This is a genomic window from Streptomonospora arabica, from assembly GCF_039531585.1.
Taxonomy (GTDB): Bacteria; Actinomycetota; Actinomycetes; order Streptosporangiales; family Streptosporangiaceae; genus Streptomonospora; species Streptomonospora halophila.
On the sequence record NZ_BAAAQI010000007.1, the window covers coordinates 75,996 to 92,574 of the forward strand.

13 protein-coding genes are annotated in these 16,579 nt (G+C 72.0%); 6 read left to right on the plus strand and 7 right to left on the minus strand.

The features are described from left to right. Window positions 1-141: 141 nt before the first annotated feature. Window positions 142-3,426: an efflux RND transporter permease subunit gene (locus tag ABD284_RS13765; protein WP_344143343.1), complete on the minus strand. Its 3,285-nt coding sequence runs from the start codon at window positions 3,424-3,426 to the stop codon at window positions 142-144. A 519-nt stretch (window positions 3,427-3,945) separates the two neighbouring features. Further along, entirely contained in the window at window positions 3,946-4,293 is a 348-nt protein-coding gene (gene cmtR, locus ABD284_RS13770) for a Cd(II)/Pb(II)-sensing metalloregulatory transcriptional regulator CmtR (protein WP_311546587.1), read from the minus strand. A gap of 137 nt (window positions 4,294-4,430) precedes the next feature. On the opposite strand from cmtR, the gene ABD284_RS13775 reads away from it, so the two are divergent. The 6 genes from ABD284_RS13775 (at window position 4,431) to ABD284_RS13800 (ending at window position 10,815) form a co-directional block, all read left to right on the plus strand. Then, complete coding sequence (locus tag ABD284_RS13775) at window positions 4,431-5,348, plus strand: cation diffusion facilitator family transporter (RefSeq protein ID WP_344143550.1); 918 nt, start codon at window positions 4,431-4,433, stop codon at window positions 5,346-5,348. Between the two features lie 267 nt (window positions 5,349-5,615). Next, a complete protein-coding gene (nhaA, locus tag ABD284_RS13780) occupies window positions 5,616-6,869 on the plus strand; it encodes a Na+/H+ antiporter NhaA (RefSeq protein ID WP_344143344.1) in 1,254 nt (417 codons plus the stop codon). A gap of 275 nt (window positions 6,870-7,144) precedes the next feature. Continuing rightward, window positions 7,145-8,491 (plus strand): TrkH family potassium uptake protein, encoded by a 1,347-nt coding sequence (locus tag ABD284_RS13785; protein ID WP_344143551.1) that lies wholly within the window; start codon window positions 7,145-7,147, stop codon window positions 8,489-8,491. Window positions 8,492-8,539: 48 nt separating this feature from the next. Then, entirely contained in the window at window positions 8,540-9,208 is a 669-nt protein-coding gene (locus ABD284_RS13790; protein WP_344143345.1) for a potassium channel family protein, read from the plus strand. Window positions 9,209-9,302: 94 nt separating this feature from the next. Beyond that, window positions 9,303-10,349 carry a metal ABC transporter substrate-binding protein gene (locus ABD284_RS13795; RefSeq protein WP_344143346.1) on the plus strand — a complete coding sequence of 349 codons (1,047 nt, stop codon included), beginning with the start codon at window positions 9,303-9,305 and terminating at the stop codon, window positions 10,347-10,349. Between the two features lie 232 nt (window positions 10,350-10,581). After that, on the plus strand, window positions 10,582-10,815 hold the full coding sequence (locus ABD284_RS13800; protein WP_344143347.1) for a DUF397 domain-containing protein: 234 nt from the start codon (window positions 10,582-10,584) through the stop codon (window positions 10,813-10,815). Window positions 10,816-10,979: 164 nt separating this feature from the next. Here the strand turns inward: ABD284_RS13800 and ABD284_RS13805 are convergent, their stop codons facing one another. From ABD284_RS13805 to ABD284_RS13825, 5 genes are all read right to left on the minus strand, one after another. Then, on the minus strand, window positions 10,980-11,939 hold the full coding sequence (locus ABD284_RS13805; protein WP_344143349.1) for an alpha/beta hydrolase family protein: 960 nt from the start codon (window positions 11,937-11,939) through the stop codon (window positions 10,980-10,982). Between the two features lie 576 nt (window positions 11,940-12,515). Beyond that, complete coding sequence (locus tag ABD284_RS13810) at window positions 12,516-13,337, minus strand: helix-turn-helix domain-containing protein (protein WP_344143350.1); 822 nt, start codon at window positions 13,335-13,337, stop codon at window positions 12,516-12,518. A 254-nt stretch (window positions 13,338-13,591) separates the two neighbouring features. After that, complete coding sequence (locus ABD284_RS13815; protein ID WP_344143351.1) at window positions 13,592-14,107, minus strand: ATP-binding protein; 516 nt, start codon at window positions 14,105-14,107, stop codon at window positions 13,592-13,594. Between the two features lie 441 nt (window positions 14,108-14,548). Further along, complete coding sequence (locus tag ABD284_RS13820) at window positions 14,549-15,307, minus strand: glycerophosphodiester phosphodiesterase (protein ID WP_344143352.1); 759 nt, start codon at window positions 15,305-15,307, stop codon at window positions 14,549-14,551. A 390-nt stretch (window positions 15,308-15,697) separates the two neighbouring features. Then, the gene (locus ABD284_RS13825) at window positions 15,698-16,459 is read right to left on the minus strand and encodes an amidohydrolase family protein (RefSeq protein WP_344143354.1); all 762 of its coding nucleotides are present in this window, start codon (window positions 16,457-16,459) and stop codon (window positions 15,698-15,700) included. Between the last annotated feature and the right edge of the window lie 120 nt (window positions 16,460-16,579).

A 16,579-nucleotide genomic window follows, 5' to 3' on the forward strand; every position in this document is an offset into this window, starting at 1 on the left:
GGCGGCGCGGAGCCTGCGAAGGCCCCGCGCGCGGCACAGCCGTCTCCCGCCGGGGGTGCCCGCGCCGGCCGGAGAACACGGCGGCCGCCGCGGAGAACTCCCGCGGCGCCCCCCTTCCGTACTCGGACCGGGCCCGACTTCCTAGGCGGAGGAGGACCCGGAGTCGCCGTCGGTCGCCGCCGGCGCCGGCTCCTTGCCGTCCTGCTCGTCCGCATTCTCCCGGCCCTTGGCGCGGGCCTTCTCCAGCGCCGCCTCGCGCTTGGCGCGGCGCCGCTCGGCACGGCGCTCCTTGCGGCCCTCGGCCATGGTGTAGAGCACCGGGACCAGCACCAGTGTGAGCAGCGTCGACGTGATCAGACCGCCGATCACCACGATCGCCAGCGGCTGGGAGATGAACGCCCCGCCGCCGGTGATACCCAGCGCCATCGGCGTCAGTGCGCCGACGGTGGCCAGCGCGGTCATCAGGATGGGGCGCAGCCGGTGCCGCGACCCTTCCACGACCGCCTCGCGCAGGTCCATGCCGTCGTTGCGGTACTGGTTGACCAGGTCGATGAGCACGATGGCATTGGTGACGACGATGCCGATCAGCATCAGCATGCCGATCATCGCCGCCAGGCCCATCGGCTGGCCGGTGGCCAGCAGCAGGCCGATCGAGCCGGTGGCCGCGAACGGGATCGACACCAGCAGGATCAGCGGCTGCATGAGGCTCTTGAAGGTCGCCACCATGATCAGGTACACGATGGCGATCGCGGCCAGCATGGCGATTCCCAGCTGGGTGAACGCCTCGCTCTGGTCGGAGCTGACACCCCCGATCTGGGCGCTGGCACCCTCGGGCAGGTCGAGGTCGTTCAGCGCCTGGGTCAGCTCGGTCGAGACCGCGCCGAGGTCGTCGGCGGTCGGCGAGGCGCTGACGGTGGCGCTGCGGACGCCGTCGGAGCGGGTCAGCTCCGGCGCCTGCATGACCTCCTCCACGTCGGCGACCTTGTCCAGGCGGATCTCGTCGCCGGTGCCGGTGGTCAGCTTGAGGTCCTCCAGGTCCCCGATACTGGCCGGCTTGGCGATGTCGCGCACCACCATGTCGTGCCGGGTGCCGTCGATGGTGGCGGTGCCGACCTCGGAGCCGCTGAACGCCTGGGTGACGGCCTGGCCGATCGCCCCCTCGGTCAGCCCCTCCTCGGCGGCCTTCTCACCGTCGACGTCGACCTCCAGCGCGGGCTGGGAGGCGGCGATGCTGTTCTCGACATCGGCGGCGCCGGGGATGTCGCGGACGGCACCCTCGACCATGTCGGCGGCCTCGACCAGGGTCTCCCGATCGTCAGCGCGGACCTCGACCTCCAGGGAGGTGCCGCCGGCGGCACCGGCCGTCGCGACCCGCAGCTCGGTGTCGGTGTCGACCCCGTCCATGGCGTCGCGCAGCTTGTCCGACAGCCCCGCCTGCTCCAGCTCCGGGTCGGCCGTGACGGTGTAGGTGACGGTGTCGGCGCTGCCGCCCATCATCGCGGCCATGCCGCCTCCGCCGCCTCCGATGGAGGTCTGGTAGGACTCCACCCACGAGAGGCCGTCGAGGGCCTCCTCGACCTTCTTCGCCTCGTCGTCGGCCGCGTTGAGCGAGGTGCCCTTGGGCAGCTCCTGGGTGACGGAGTAGGTGTTCTGCCCCTGGTTGCCCAGGAAGCTGGTCTGCAGGCTGCCGGCCGCGACGAAGGTGCCCACGAGGATGAGAACGGAGGCCGCCAGCGTGGTGATGCGGTGGCGGGTCGCCCAGCGGATGATCGGCAGGTACATGCGCTGCAGCGGGGTGCGCAGCTCGCGCTGGTGCTCCTCGGCCTTGATCCGCTCCAGTTCCTCGGGCGGGACGATGCGCGGGCGCATGAACCAGTAGGCCAGCACCGGGATGATCGTCAGCGACACCAGGAGCGAGGCGCCCAGGGCGAGGCTGACCGTGACCGCGAAGGGCCGGAACAGCTCGCCGGTCTGCCCGCCGACGAAGCCGATCGGCAGGAACACCGCCATCGTCGTCAGCGTGGCCGACGTGATGGCCGTGGCCACCTCCCGCACACCCGTGTAGACGGCGTGGAACTTCTCCTCGCCGTAGGCCATGTGCCGCTTGATGTTCTCCAGCACGACGATGGAGTCGTCGACCACGCGCCCGACCGCGACCGTGAGCGCGCCCAGGGTCAGCAGGTTGAGCGAGTAGCCGAACGCCTGCATGCCGAGCATCGCCACCAGCAGCGAGACCGGGATGGACACGGCCGTGACCAGGGTGGAGCGGATCGACAGCAGGAACACCAGGATCACGACGATCGCGAAGAGCAGGCCCAGCCCGCCCTCCTCGGCCATCGCCACGATGGAGTCGTTGATGTAGGGCGCCTGGTCGAAGACCACGGTGACCTCGGCGTCGTCGCCGAGCATCGGCTCGATGTCATCCAGCGCTGCGGTGACCTCGTCGGAGATCTCGACGGTGTTGCCGTCGGGGGTCTTGGTGATCATCACGCCGAGGCTGGGGTTGCCGTCGGTGCGGGTGATGCTGGAGGCCTCGTCCATGCGCAGTTCGACGTCGGCGAGCCGGCCCAGGCGCATCGGGTCGGCGCCGGGAGCGGCGGCTCCGGCCGCACCCGCGGCCGCACCCGCTCCGGCGGCCGCGCCGGCACCGGCGCCGGCGCCCGCGGCGCCGCTCCCGCCGGCGGACGGGGTGACCCAGACGTCCTTGACCTGGTCGACCGACTGCAGCTTGCCGCCGGTGGTGACGGTCAGCGTCTCGCCGTCCTGGGTGATGTCGCCGCCGGGGGTGAGTGCGCCGCTGGCCTGGAGCGCGCCGGTGAGGTCGCCGACGGTCAGGCCCTCGTCCTCCAGCTTGTCGTCCTTGGGCTCGATGACGACCGAGGACTCGCGGATGCCGGTGACCGTGGCCGCGCGCACGCCGTCGATGGACTCGAGCTCGGGCACGACCTGCTCCTTGAGCGGGTCAGCCAGGGCCTGCTCGTCGCCGTCGCCGGCTCCGGCGGCCAGCATGACGACGGGGATGTCGTCGGTGCCGAACGCGGTGACCGAGGGGTCGACGTCGTCGGGCAGCATCGGCTCGGCCTGGTCGACGGCCTGCTGGACGTCGCGCACGACGGCGTCGCTGTCGTCGCCGTAGTCGAACTCGGCGGTGACCTGCACCGATCCGGTGCTGGAGGTGGAGGTGTAGCTGACGACCCCGGGGACGCCCTGCACCGCCTGCTCCAGCGGTTCGGCGACGTCGGTCTCGACGACCTCGGGCGAGGCGCCCTGGTACTGGGCGTTGACCATCACCATCGGAACCTCGATGGAGGGCATCAGAGCGCGCTGGGTGTTGAACGTCGCCAGCGTGCCGAAGACCAGGGCAGCCAGGGTGATGAGCAGGATGAGCGCCCGGTTGCCGAGGGAGATCCGTGCTAGCCGGTTCACGCCGTCCCCCTAACCCGCTGCGCGCCCGCTCGTGGGAATAGGCCGGATGGGACGCCAAGAGGGCACTTGGCAGATTGGGACATGAGAGTCGTTACTCCTCGAAGAATGGCTTCTCGCGCTGCAAACGGCACCGCTGCGACGAGCGGTAGACGAACGAACTGCCGTGCGGTCGTCGGCACGGGGGAGCCGCACGGGGTACTGCCGGGCACGCTGCAAACACGATACTTCGCGAGTTGGGGCGAATTCCCCCCGAGTGAGCCGAGATCAGGTGGCTGTCAGGGACGTGTCAGGGGTCTATCAGGGTCGCCCCCGCGTCCGGACTCCTGCTGTGAGCGGCGCCGACGCGGCGCGCGCTCAGAGGCGGCCGCCGCGGCCGGCTGCGCGGGGGGCGGCGCCGGGCCGCATTCGGCCACCGCGGGCGGGTGCCGGAGGACAGCCGCATTCGTCGCTCGGCGGGGCGGGGAGGCGCGGGGGCACGGTCCCGCCACCGGCGGCGCGGCGCATCGCGCACGGGGCCGCTCAGCCGGCGGGAACCGGGGTGTGCTCGCCCGGCGGCACGTGCTCGGCCGCCACGCCCCACACGACGCGCAGCAGGTCGTCGAGCGCGTGCGCGAGGGAGTCGTCGACGAGCTCGTAGCTGACCTGGCGACCGCGCGCGGTGGTGGTCACCAGGCCGCACTCGCGCAGGCAGGCCAGGTGGTTGGACACGTTCTGCCGGGTAAGTCCCAGGTGCTCGGCGAGGTGGGCCGGGTAGTCCGGGCCGTCGAGGAGCGCGAGCAGGAGGCGGCAGCGGGTGGGGTCGGCCAGCGCCCGGCCCAGGCGCTGGATCGCGGCGAGACGCTGCTCGGAGGTCAACATGAAAACCATTTTACAGTAGTTGCTGTATTGACAGCCTAGACTGTATAAACAGTGAGGGCTGAACAGTCCTCCCTGCGCCGGGACCGCGCCGCGGACGCCGGCGCAGCGCATGCGAGGGCCGAGAGGAGCAGGGAGCCGGGATGGGCATGGGCCACGGCCACAGCCACGGGCACGGCGACACCACGGCCGCCACCGCCAACCGCGGCCGCCTGGCGATCGCGCTGGCGCTGATGCTGTCGGTCGCCGGCGTGCAGGTCGCCGGCGCGGCCGCGTCGGGGAGCCTGGCGCTGCTCGCCGACGCGGGCCACACCGTCACCGACTCCTTCGGCGTCGCGCTTGCGCTGGTCGCCGTGTGGATCGCCAACCGGCCGCCCAACGCCGAGCGCACGTTCGGCCTGCAGCGGGCGGAGGTGCTGGCCGCCGCGGTGAACGCGCTCACCCTGTTCGCGCTGTGCGCCTACGTGGCCTACGAGGCGGTGCGGCGGATGCTCGACCCCCAGCCGGTGGCCGGCCCGTGGATGGTCGCGGTGGCCTGCGTCGGCCTGGCGGCCAACGTCGCCGCGCTGCTGGTGCTGCGCGGCGGCCAGAGCGCGAGCCTGAACGTGCGCGGTGCCTATCTGGAGGTCATGGGCGACGCACTGGCCTCGGTCGGCGTCGTGGTCGGCGGCGCGGTGATCTGGCTGACCGGCTGGGAGCGGGCCGACTCGCTGATCTCCCTGGGCATCGCGGCCTTCATCGTCCCCCGCGCCTGGAGCCTGCTGCGCGAGGCCGTGCACGTGCTGCTGGAGTCCACCCCGCGCCACGTCGACCTGGAGGAGGTGCGCGAGCACCTGATGGGCCAGGCGGGCGTCATCGACGTGCACGACCTGCACGCCTGGACGATCACCTCGGGCATCCCGGTGATGTCGGCGCACGTGGTGGTCGAGAAGCACCGCCTCGCCGATGCCGGCCGCCTCCTCGACGACCTGCACGCGTGTCTCTCCGGGCACTTCGACGTCGAGCACTCCACACTGCAGTTGGAGCCCGACGGCCACGTGGACCACGAGGGCGCCCGCCACGCGTGACGCACATCACGCGTGCCGACGGTCGGACACGGACGGCGGGTGCGGTACTGACCGGGAAAACCGGAGCTAACGCCTCTGACCTGGACAAAACGCCAAAATGTCTGGCAAAGTCAGCGCTTGGGCTCGGGCGATCTTGATCGTGCGCCTCATGGCTATACATCGGCGACCTTGCGCATCGGGAGTGTGCCGAGGCCCGCGGTCGGCGAAGTAGACGGCGTGAACAGCGTGACGAGAGGGTCGAGCCAGCCTGTGGGGGAGACACGACACATGACCAACCGCCTGAGAGGGATCGCCGACGCCCTGCGCGAGGACGTCGTCAGCGGATTCCTCCTCATCGCCGGCGCCGTGGTCGCACTGGTCTGGGCCAACTCCCCCTGGGGACACTCCTACGAGGTCATCCGCACCATCAGCTTCGGGCCTGAGAGCCTGCGCCTGCACCTCTCGGTCGAGGAATGGGCCGCCGACGGACTGCTGGCCGTGTTCTTCTTCGTCGTCGGCAACGAGCTCAAACAGGAGTTCGTCCACGGCGAGCTGCGCAACCCCCGCCGGGCGATGCTGCCGATCGTCGCCGCACTGTGCGGAATGGTCGTGCCCGCGGCGATCTACGCGGTGATCAACATCGGCCAGGGCGACGCGCTGCGCGGCTGGGGAATCCCCATGGCCACCGACATCGCCTTCGCCGTGGCCATCCTGGCGGTGATCGGCCGGTTCCTGCCGCCCGCGCTGCGGACGTTCCTGCTGACCCTGGCCATCGTCGACGACCTGGGCGCCATCGTCGTCATCGCCGTGTTCTACACCGACCACCTGTCCTTCGCGCCGCTGCTGGGGGCCCTCGCCCTGCTCGCCCTCTTCGGCTACCTGCAGCGCGGCCGCGGGGCCGCCGCCGCGCTCGACCGCTCGCCGCTGCCCAACTGGGTCGTCTACCTGCCGCTCGCCGCCGCCATCTGGGCGCTGATGCACGCCAGCGGCGTGCACGCCACCATCGCCGGGGTCGCCATGGGCCTGCTCATGCGCACCGTCGAACTGCCCGGGGAGACCGGCGACCCCAGCCACCGCGCCGAGCACGCCATCCGGCCGTGGTCCTCCAGCCTCGTGCTGCCGATCTTCGCGCTGATGTCGGCGGGGGTGGCCTTCACCGGGCTGGACGCGATCTTCACCGACACCGCGGCCGTGGGCATCATCGTCGGGCTGGTGGCCGGCAAGCTCATCGGCATCTTCGGCGGCGCCTGGATCACCACCAAGATCACCAGTGCCGAGCTGAACCCGTCGCTTCGCTGGGTCGACATCTGCGGCATGTCGCTGCTGGCCGGGATCGGCTTCACGGTGTCGCTGCTGATCACCGAACTGTCCTTCTCCGACCATCGGCACATGCTGGAGGACGCCAAGGCCGGCGTGCTGATCGCGTCGCTGATCGCCACCGTGCTGGCGGCCGCCGTGCTGGGCGTGCGCAACGCGCAGTACCGCAGGAACGGCTCGCCGGCCAAGCGCCGCACCGGTTCTCCGGGCGGCGGAGCCCGATGACGCCTCCGAGCGGGTCCGGCGCGACACGCCGCGCCGGACCCGCCTAGGCCGACGCGGACTCGGAGCGGTTGGATGAACACGCACACGGGAGGCGGCACACCGCGCCCCGCGGGACCGGGGCCCGTCCGGTGCCGCACGCGGCGGACTCCCCCGTCGGCCCGCCGAGGCCACCGAGGCGGTACAACAGGACGACGATGCATGTGAACACGCCCGGACGCGGCTCGCACCTTCGCAGTCGGCTGTCCCGCAGGCTGCGCCGCCTGCCCCGCCCCCGGATGCCGCACGATCTGCGCAACGTCCTGTGGGCGAGCCCGGCGCGGTTGTTCGTCGTCCTGTTCGTCGTGGTCGACCTGGCCGGCGCCTCCCTGCTGATGCTCCCGGTCGCCCACGCCGAAGGCTCCGGGCTCACCCCGGTCGAGGCGATCTTCACCTCCACGACGGCGCTGGCCGTCTGCGGACTGTCGGTCATCGGGATCGGCTCGGAGCTGACGGTGTTCGGCCAGGTGGTCGTCGCCGTCCTGATCCAGGCCGGCGGCATCGGCATCATGACCCTGGCCTCGGTGCTGGGCGTGGTGGTGATCCACCGGTTCGGCCTGCGCCTGCAACTGGGCGTGCAGGCCGAGACCCGCAGCCTGCAGGTGGGCGACGTCCGCGGCATCGTCATGCGGGTGGTGCGCGCCAGCCTGGTGTGCGAGGCGCTGCTCGCGACGATCCTCGTGCCCCGGATGTGGCTCGGCCACGGGATACCGCTCGGCGACGCGCTCTACAGCGGGCTCTTCCACGCGGTCTCGGCCTTCAACAACGCCGGGCTCTCCCTCTACGACGACAGCCTGACCCGCTTCTCCGGCGACGCGCTCGTGCTGCTGCCGGTGGCGCTGGCGACGATCATGGGCGGCCTGGGCTTCCCGGTGCTGCTGGAGCTGCGCCGCCACTTCGCCAGTCCGCGCGCCTGGAGCCTGCACACCAAGCTCACCGTGAGCACCACACTGCTGCTATTCGCCGCCGGCATCGTCGCGATCACCGCCCTGGAGTGGTCCAATCCCACGACCCTCGGGCCGCTGAGCACCTCCGACAAGCTCGTCGACGGCGCCTTCCACGGCATCATGCCGCGCAGCGGCGGCTTCAACACGCTCGACGTGGGCGCGATGGACCAGTCCACGCTGCTGGTGAGCGTGATGCTGATGTTCGTGGGCAACGGCAGCGCCGGCACCGCGGGCGGGATCAAGGTCGCCACCCTGGCGGTGATCTTCCTGATCGTGTGGTCGGAGATCCGCGGCCACCCCAACGTGCACGTCTTCGGCCGCCGCCTGTCGCCCGGAGTGATCCGCGAAGCGCTGAGCCTGCTGTTCCTGTCGATGACGGTGGTCGTGGCCTCCACCGTCGCGCTGCTCGTGGCGACGCCCTTCCAGCTCGACCAGGTGCTTTTCGAGGTAGTCTCGGCATCCGGGGTCGTAGGGCTGTCGACCGGCATCACCGGCGACCTGCCCGAGGCGGCCCAACTGCTACTCGTGGTGCTCATGCTGGCCGGCCGCATCGGTCCCATCACGTTCGCCTCGGCGCTGGCCCTGCGCGAGCACACGCGGCGCTACGACCTCCCGGAGTCGCGGCCGATCATCGGTTGATCCCGGCCCTTCACCGCGAGGGGCGCAGACGAGGAGACGGAGAAGACAGTGCAGCGCAGCAGGCCACACGACAAGCGCGTCCTGGTGATCGGTCTGGGGCGGTTCGGCAGCTCTCTGGCGCTGGAGCTGGTCGACCACGGCTGGGAGGTCCTGGGCATGGACTCCAACCCCCGGCTGGTGCAGGCGTTCTCGGAGTCGCTCACCCATACCGTCGTCGCCGACGCCACCGACGACGAGGCGCTGCGCCAGGTCGGCGCGCACGAGTTCACGCGCGCCGTCGTGGCAATAGGAACCCACCTGGAGGAGAGCATCCTCGCCTCCTCGCTGCTGGTCGACATGGGCGTGCCGCACATCTGGGCGAAGGCCACCAGCCGTCGCCACGGGCGCATCCTCCAGCAGATCGGCGCCCACCACGTGGTGCTGCCCGAGCACGACATGGGCGAGCGCGTGGCCCACCTGGTCTCGGGGCGGATGCTGGACTACGTGGAGATCGAGGAGGACTTCGCCCTCGGCAAGACCCGCGCGCCACGGGAGATGATCGGCCGCAAGCTCGGCGAGACCAGGGTGCGCACCAAGCACGGCATCACCGTGGTGTGCATCAAGCGCCACGGCGAGCAGTTCACCTACGCCACCGCCGAGACGGTCCCGCAGAAGGGCGACGTGATCGTGGTGGCCGGCAAGACCAACGACGTGGAGAAGTTCGCCGAGATCGCCTAGCCTGCGGACTCCTCCGTAGCACCGCCGATCCTGGACAAAGCCCGCCGAACCTACCCGAATTGACAACCATTTTCATTGTCCTCATGATGAAGCCATGGGACGACGGAGCTATGTCAAGGCGGCCGCGGTGTGCGCGGTCGGGATACTCACGGCCTCCGGCTGCGGCGGCGGGCAGGAAGGCGGTTCGGGCGACCGGCTGAGCGTGGTCACGGGCGTCTACCCGCTGCAGTGGCTGGCCTCCCAGGTCGGCGGCGATCACGTCGACGTGGAGAACCTGGCCGGGCCGGGCACCGACCCGCACGAGCTGGAGCTCGCCCCGCGCCAGATCGGCAGCGTCGGCAACGCTGATGTCGCCTTCTACATCGGCGGCCTGCAGCCGGCCGTCGACGACGCCGTCTCCTCCCAGGGCGGCGACAACGCGCTCGACGTCGCCGACCTGGTCGAGCTGCGGACGCTGGAGGAGAACGCCGGCTCGTCCGGACACGACCACAGCGAGGGCGAGGGCGGCCACGACCACGGACACGAGGAGTCCGGCGGTTCCGCCGACGAGAGCGGCCACGAGGAGGGCCACGACGGGGGCCACGAGGAGTCCGGCGGCGAGGGCGGCCACGACCACGGCGAGTTCGACCCGCACATGTGGCTCGACACGGAGCGCTTCACCGCGGCCGCCGAGGGCCTGGCCGACCGCCTCAGCGAGATCGACCCCGACCACGCCTCGGACTACGCCGCCAACGCGGAGTCGGTCACCGGCACGCTCGGCGACATCGACACCGAGTACTCCGAGGGCCTGGCCGAGTGCGACAGCCGCGACATCGTCGTCAGCCACAGCGCCTTCGGCTATCTGGCCCACCGCTACGACCTGCACCAGATCAGCCCCACCGGTGTGGACTCCCACGCCGAGCCCACCCCCGCGCGCCTGGCCGAGGTCGCCGAGACCGTGCGCGAGCAGGGCATCGGCACCGTGTTCACCGAGCCCCTGAGCGACTCCAGCGCCGCCGAGACGATCGCGTCGGAGACCGGCGCGAAGACGGCGGTGCTCGACCCCGTCGAAGGCGTCGCCGAGAAGTCGCCGGGCGACGACTACCCCTCCATCATGCGCGCCAACCTGACGACCCTCACGGAGGCGCTCGGCTGCTCTTGACGCGAGCCGCACCGCGCCTCCGCCCACAGCGACGCCGACGGCCCGGAGCCCCCGACGCGGGGACTCCGGGCCGTCGGCGTCGGCACGCCCTTGACCACCAGAAAGGTGTCCCGAGGGGCGGACAGGACGATGCACGTGCGCTATCCTGCACAAAGTACGGTGCTAATGCACGTGCATCGGACAGTGCATCGGCCTGTGCACCAATCAGCTCCGCAGAGAATCAGGAGTCTCCATGAGCGCCTACAACGGCATCGCGGCCACCGAGCTCCAGAACGTCACCTGGCAGAAGAGCCGGCGCAGCAACTCACAGGGAGCCTGCGTCGAGATGGCACGACTGACCGACGGTTCCATCGCCGTGCGCAATTCCCGCTTCCCCGACGGCCCCGCGCTGCTCTACACCCAGGCCGAGATCGACGCCCTCATCGGCGGCGCCAAGGACGGCGACTTCGACAACCTCGTCGGCTGACACCCCGCAGCCGGCCGCATGCGCGCCCCGACACCGACTCGGCGACCGGCGCAGACCCCACGGAGCCCCGCACCTGCGGCCTGATCGCCGCGAGGAGCGGGGCTCCGCGCGTCGGGAACCCCCGCCGCCCGGACGCGCGCACGCCGGCCGCCGGCCGGCGCGGCCTATTTGGACTCGACCCGTCCGAGCGGGTCGGCGTCGGCGGCCAGCGCGTCGCACGCCTGCTGCCAGGCCGGATCCCCGGAGTCGAGCGCGGTGCGCATGTAGGCCCAGGTGAGCCGCTGGACCGCGGCCAGCCTTACGGGGTCCTCGTCCGTGGTCTCGGCGACGTCGTAGCCGGCGATCCCGCCCAGCCCGTGCTCCGCGCCGAACAGGGTGAGCAGGGACTTGGGGCCCGGCGCGAGCACGTACGGATCGGCGTGCCAGTCCGGCCCCCGGTTGGTCAGGAAGGAGGAGGCGTCCTTGTCGCCGGCGACCACGAGCGCGGGGGCCGCCATCCGGGAGAAGTCCGCGGTCGAGGCGAACGGGATGTTCTCGACCGCCCACTCGGTGAGGGCATCGCCGCCTCTGCCGGGTGCGGCCAGCAGCACGCCCGCCTTGATCCGCGGCTCGGTCAGGTCCGCCTCCCGCCCGTCCTCGGGATCGGTGAGCCGGGCGCCCAGCAGCAGCCCGGCGGTGTGCCCGCCCATCGAGTGCCCGGCCACGGCGACCTTCTCGCGGTCCAGTCGGCCGCGGAGCTGCGGGACGGCGGCCTCGACCGCGTCGAGCCGGTCGAGGATGTGCGTCATGTCCTCGGCACGCGACCGCCAGAAGAAGGGCGCCCCAGGGGTCCGGGGATCCAGGGACAGCGCCCGGGAGCTGAGATGGGTGGGCTGGACGACGACGAAGCCGTGCGCCGCCCAGAAGTCGGCCAGCGGCGCGTAGCCGTTCAGCGAGGAGAGGTTGTTGGAGTTCCCCTGGCCGTGCGAGAGGAGGACGATCGGCAGCCCGCTCCCGGTCATGGGCGCGGAGACCCGCACCTGCAAGTCCACGGCGCGGCCGGGCACCGGCAGCACCACCGGCCGGACCGAAACGACGGGGGCCGGTGAGCCGGGGGCGGCGGCTGCGGCGGCGGGTTCACTCATGATGGGCGTTTCCCTTCGACGGTCCCGGCTGCCGGGCGCGGCCCGCGGGCGGGCAGGCCGTCGCGCCCGCCTGGCCGCATCAACAACCGGATCATTGTTCCGATTAACATACGGATCAATGTTCCGCTTTGTCAACGCACGACCGGCCCGAGCCGTCGCGACGGGATCGGCGGAAGAGGCGCCGCCGCCTCGCATGGTCGCGAGGGGGCACACAGCGGGAGGGGACACGGCGGGCGGCGGGAACGGGCGGCATGACGGGGCCGTCACGCCGTCGGCCGACCGAAGGCCGGAGACGAACGGCCAAGTGCGGAATACGGGTGGGGCGGAGGCCGCCCGGTGGTGCGCTGGGGCATGTCGTGACAGGGCGCTGTCCGCCTGCGCGGCGCCCCGGGACCACCTCCCCCGGTGCGTTCCCGCCGGCCGGCGGAGGCCCGCCTCGGCCACCCTCCTCGGCCGTGCCCGAGCGGCACCGGTCCCCATTGCAGCGCGCCAACGCGCCGGAAGAACGGCGCTTCGCGCTTCGCGGGGCGCACCGAGTGCGCCGCCCACTACGGCCGGACGCCGACCGGCGGTGTGCTAGTCGAGGTCGTCGATCATGCCCTTGAGGATGTCCCTCGTGTAGGTGGGCGGCTGGGCGATCACGCTCAGCTTCTCCATCGCCATGGTGTAGGCGTCGATCTCCGTCCGGCGGTCAAGGCACATCGACCCGGTGAGCTGCTCCAGGTAGATGATGTCGGACAGGCCGAAGTCGGGATAGCGCAGAATCGTGAACGACCCCGCCTCGGCGGCGTGCGCGCCGGCGCTGAAGGGCACGATCTGCACCGTGATGTTGCGGCGGTCGCTCAGTTCGATCAGCCGCTCCAGCTGGCCGCGCATAACATCGGGCCCGCCGACGGGGCGGCGCACCGCGGCCTCGTCGATGATCGCCCACAGCCGGCAGCCGCCGTCCTCGATGTGGCGCTGGCGCCGCATCCGCACCGCCACGCGGTCCTCCAGCAGCGGGTCGGGGATCGAGCGCCCGGCCGAGATGACCGCGCGGGCGTAGTCCTCGGTCTGCAGCATGCCGGGCACGAACTGCGCCTCGTAGACGCGGATCCGGGTGGCGGCCTCCTCCAGGCCCACGTAGACCTGGAACCAGTTGGGCAGCGCGTCGCCGTACTCCTGCCACCAGCCGGGCTTCTTGGACTCGCGCGCCAGGCGGACCATGGTCTGCACCTGGTCCTTGTCGGTGACGCCGTATAACTTCAGCAGGTCCTCGACGTCGCGGACCTTGAAGCCGACCCGCCCCAGTTCCATCCGGCTGATCTTGGACTCCGAACCGCGGATGTAGTGGCCCGCCTCGCCGCGGGTCAGCCCGCGCGCCTCGCGGTACTTGCGCAGCTCGGACCCGAGCAGCATTCGGCGGACTGTGGGACCGCTCCCCCGCTTCAGACGAGCTATGTCCACAGCCGCTGCCTCCCTACTCATCGCTCCCCGCGACCCGACCGGTGTTCAAGGGTCGCCGCGTCGCGCGGAACATCCACGCACGCACCACGATATCGCCGATCCCGGCGACAACTCGATGGGCCGCAACGTGAATCCGCGATGATTGCAGGCGTACGCACGACGGACCGGCCGCCCCGCTCACCGGGGGCGCCGCAGACGAGGACGTCTCAGCCGAAACGCGCCCAGACGTGCTTGCCGGCGGGCAGTACGGGCAGAACACCCCATCCACTGCAGAAGGACGCGACCAGGTGCAAACCGCGCCCGCTCTCGAACTTGAAGTCGGGGTCGCGCCGCTCGGGCATCCGGTCGCTGAGATCCCGCACCGCGCAGACCAGCTCGCCTCCGCGCCGCAGCATACTCAACCGGATGGGGTCGTCGGCGCCCGTTGCGGTGTGGATGCGGCGGCCGTGCCGCAGTGCGTTGGTGACGAGCTCGGAGACGACGAGTTCGACGTCGGCGGCGTGTTCGGGCAGGTGCCACTCCCTGAGGACGCCGGCGCAGATGCCCCTCGCGACGCCCGCCGCGCCCGGCTGCGCGTCCAGGCTCCAGGACAGCGCGTAGGCGCGGGAGGGCTGGGCCGCCGGCGCATGCAGCGACCCGCCCAGCAGGGCGGAGGTCCACCACGCTCTGGGAGAGGGAGCCGAGACCGCCCCCGGACGCTCCCCGTCTCCGAGTCTTCCCATTGATTCGCGGGCTGGCTGTCCGGTCACCGCGATCCCCTCGCAGTCGTGTGTATCGGGTTCCGGGCCGGGGCGCCGGCTCGCGGAACCTCCTTGCGTGCGCACGCGCATGAGCCATATGCACGTGCATTCTCCGCTTGCACGCATCCTAGGACACCGATGGGCCGCACATCAGAGAAAGCGGGGACTTCGGCCCACACTTTTCTCCGGCGTTTCGGCGCCGGTCCGCACACCTGCGAGAACACCGCGGCGCCGGGGAGGACACGGCCGCCGCACGCCGTCCACGGCGCGCCGTGGGAGCCCGGGCGCCGTGGGAGCCCGGGCGCCGCGGGGGCCGCGCGCGGTGTGGGGTGGAGGCGCCCGGGACGGCGAGCGGGCCCCGCCGCGGCGGGGCGACCGGGGGACACCGGGCGGGGCGGTGAGGCGTGCGGGCGGGCGGCGGACTCAGGCGGCCAGCAGGGTGCTGTGGACGCGGTCGGGGTAGTCCGTGATGATCCCGTCGACGCCGTCGCGGATCAGCCGGCGGATCGCCTGGTGGTTGTTGGCGGTCCAGCCGAACATCGACAGCCCCTGAGCGTGGGCGTGGCGCACGTAGGGCGCCGAGACGCGCAGGTGGTGCGGGTTGATCAGGCGCGCGTACTGGGCGATCCGGCGCAGCCCGTAGCGGCCGTAGGTCTTGCCCAGCGCCGCGGTGTGCAGGCCGGGGACGTCGCCGGCCATCGCGCGCAGGGTGACCCAGTCGAAGCTCTGCAGGATGAGCCGCCCCTCGGCGCCGGCCTCGCCCCAGTGCGGGTCGGTGCGCAGCTCCTGCGCCAGGCGGTGGGCCATCGAGCGGTCGCGGCGCTGCACCTTCAGCTCGACCAGCGCGCCGAGCCGCTCGTCGCGCAGGACCTCGAGGCACTCCTGCAGGGTGGGTACGCGCTCGCCGGCGAACTCGGGGCCGAACCAGGATCCGGCGTCCAGGCGGCGGATCTCGGCGAGGGTGAAGTCACCGACGTGCCAGCTGCGGCGCCGGGGGAACACCTCGGCCACGTCGGTGGTACGGCGCAGCGAGGAGTCGTGCAGGACCACGAAGGCGCCGTCTGCGGTCTGGCGCACGTCGATCTCGGCCATGTCGGCGCCGCGCTCGCGGGCCGCCCGCAGGGCCGCCAGGGTGTTCTCGGGCGCGTACGCCGACGCCCCGCGGTGGGCGACGACGATCACACCCGCCACCCCCGCGCGCCGGGGTCGGCGATCGGGGCCGGCGCGGAGTCCCGCACGGCCGGACCGGACACCGTGCGCCGTGTGCGCACCGGGGTGCCGGCGAGCGACATGGCCACCGCCTCTTTCCACTCGGTCCTGGTGGGGCCTTTCTCCAGCCTCACCTCTCCCGGCCAATAGCGGATGGCCGCGGAGTGATCGCCCGGTGGAGCGCGCCGGGCGGTCGCCCGGGGGCGCGGAGGTGTGCCGGTCACGCGCCGCGGGCGGATTCACAGCGTCACACTACAGCCGCCGACGGCGGAATCCCGACTACCTCGAGTAGTGGCCGGGTGCCCCCACCCCGGAGGTGGTACCAGCACCCCCGTCCGGGGGAGTGCCGGCGCCGCGGAAGGCTCACCGCCGTCCGCTTGCGGGCAGCCCGTAGAAGTCGCGTGCGTTGGCGCCGAACGCCGCCTCGGCGGCCGCGGGCGGCAGCGCCTCGGTGATCAGCTCCAGGTCGGCCGGGTCGAACGGGCGCGGGGCGCGGGTGCAGGGCAGGTCGGTGCCCGCCATCAGAGCGCCGGGGTTGACCGCGGCGACGGCGCGCAGTGCGGCGGCCACGTCCAGATCGCCGCGGCCGAATCCGGTCGCCTTGACCCGCGCACCCGAGCCCACCAGGGCCAGCAGCGCGGGCAGGCCCTCTGCGGAGAGTCCGAGGTGGTCGACGCTGATGCGCGGCAGCGGCGCGACGCGCGGCGCCAGCGCGCGCAGGTCGCGGGAGTCGACGTAGATCTCGGTGGGCCAGTTGAGCAGCTCGGCGGCGCGCCGGCCCAGCTGCACCAGGGAGTCGAGGTCGTCGACGGCGCCGCGGTACAGGTTCAGCCGCAGCGCGCGCACTCCCGCGGCGTGCAGGTCGCGCAGGTGGGAGTCGGAGGTGTCGGGCGGCAGCTGCGCCACCCCGACGAAGGCCGGCCCCAGCTCCCGCAGCGCCGCCACCAGGTGGTCCTGGCCGGTTCCGGAGAAGGACCCGGCCACCACGGCGCCGCCGGTGAAACCGAGCTCGCGCGTCCGGTCCCGGTAGTCGGCGACGGAGAAGGGCTCGGGCCGGTAGCCGGCGTTTCCGGGCAGCGCGAAGCGGTGGTCGATGATGTGGAGGTGGGCGTCGAACAACGCCATTGCCCTCGATTCGGCCGGGAGCACGGACTTCCGCACAGCGGGATTCGGGCCGGAGCGCACTGTGCGGTCGGCTCGGCCCGGCGACCACGCTAGTGCCTCATGCGCGCCGCGTGGACGGGT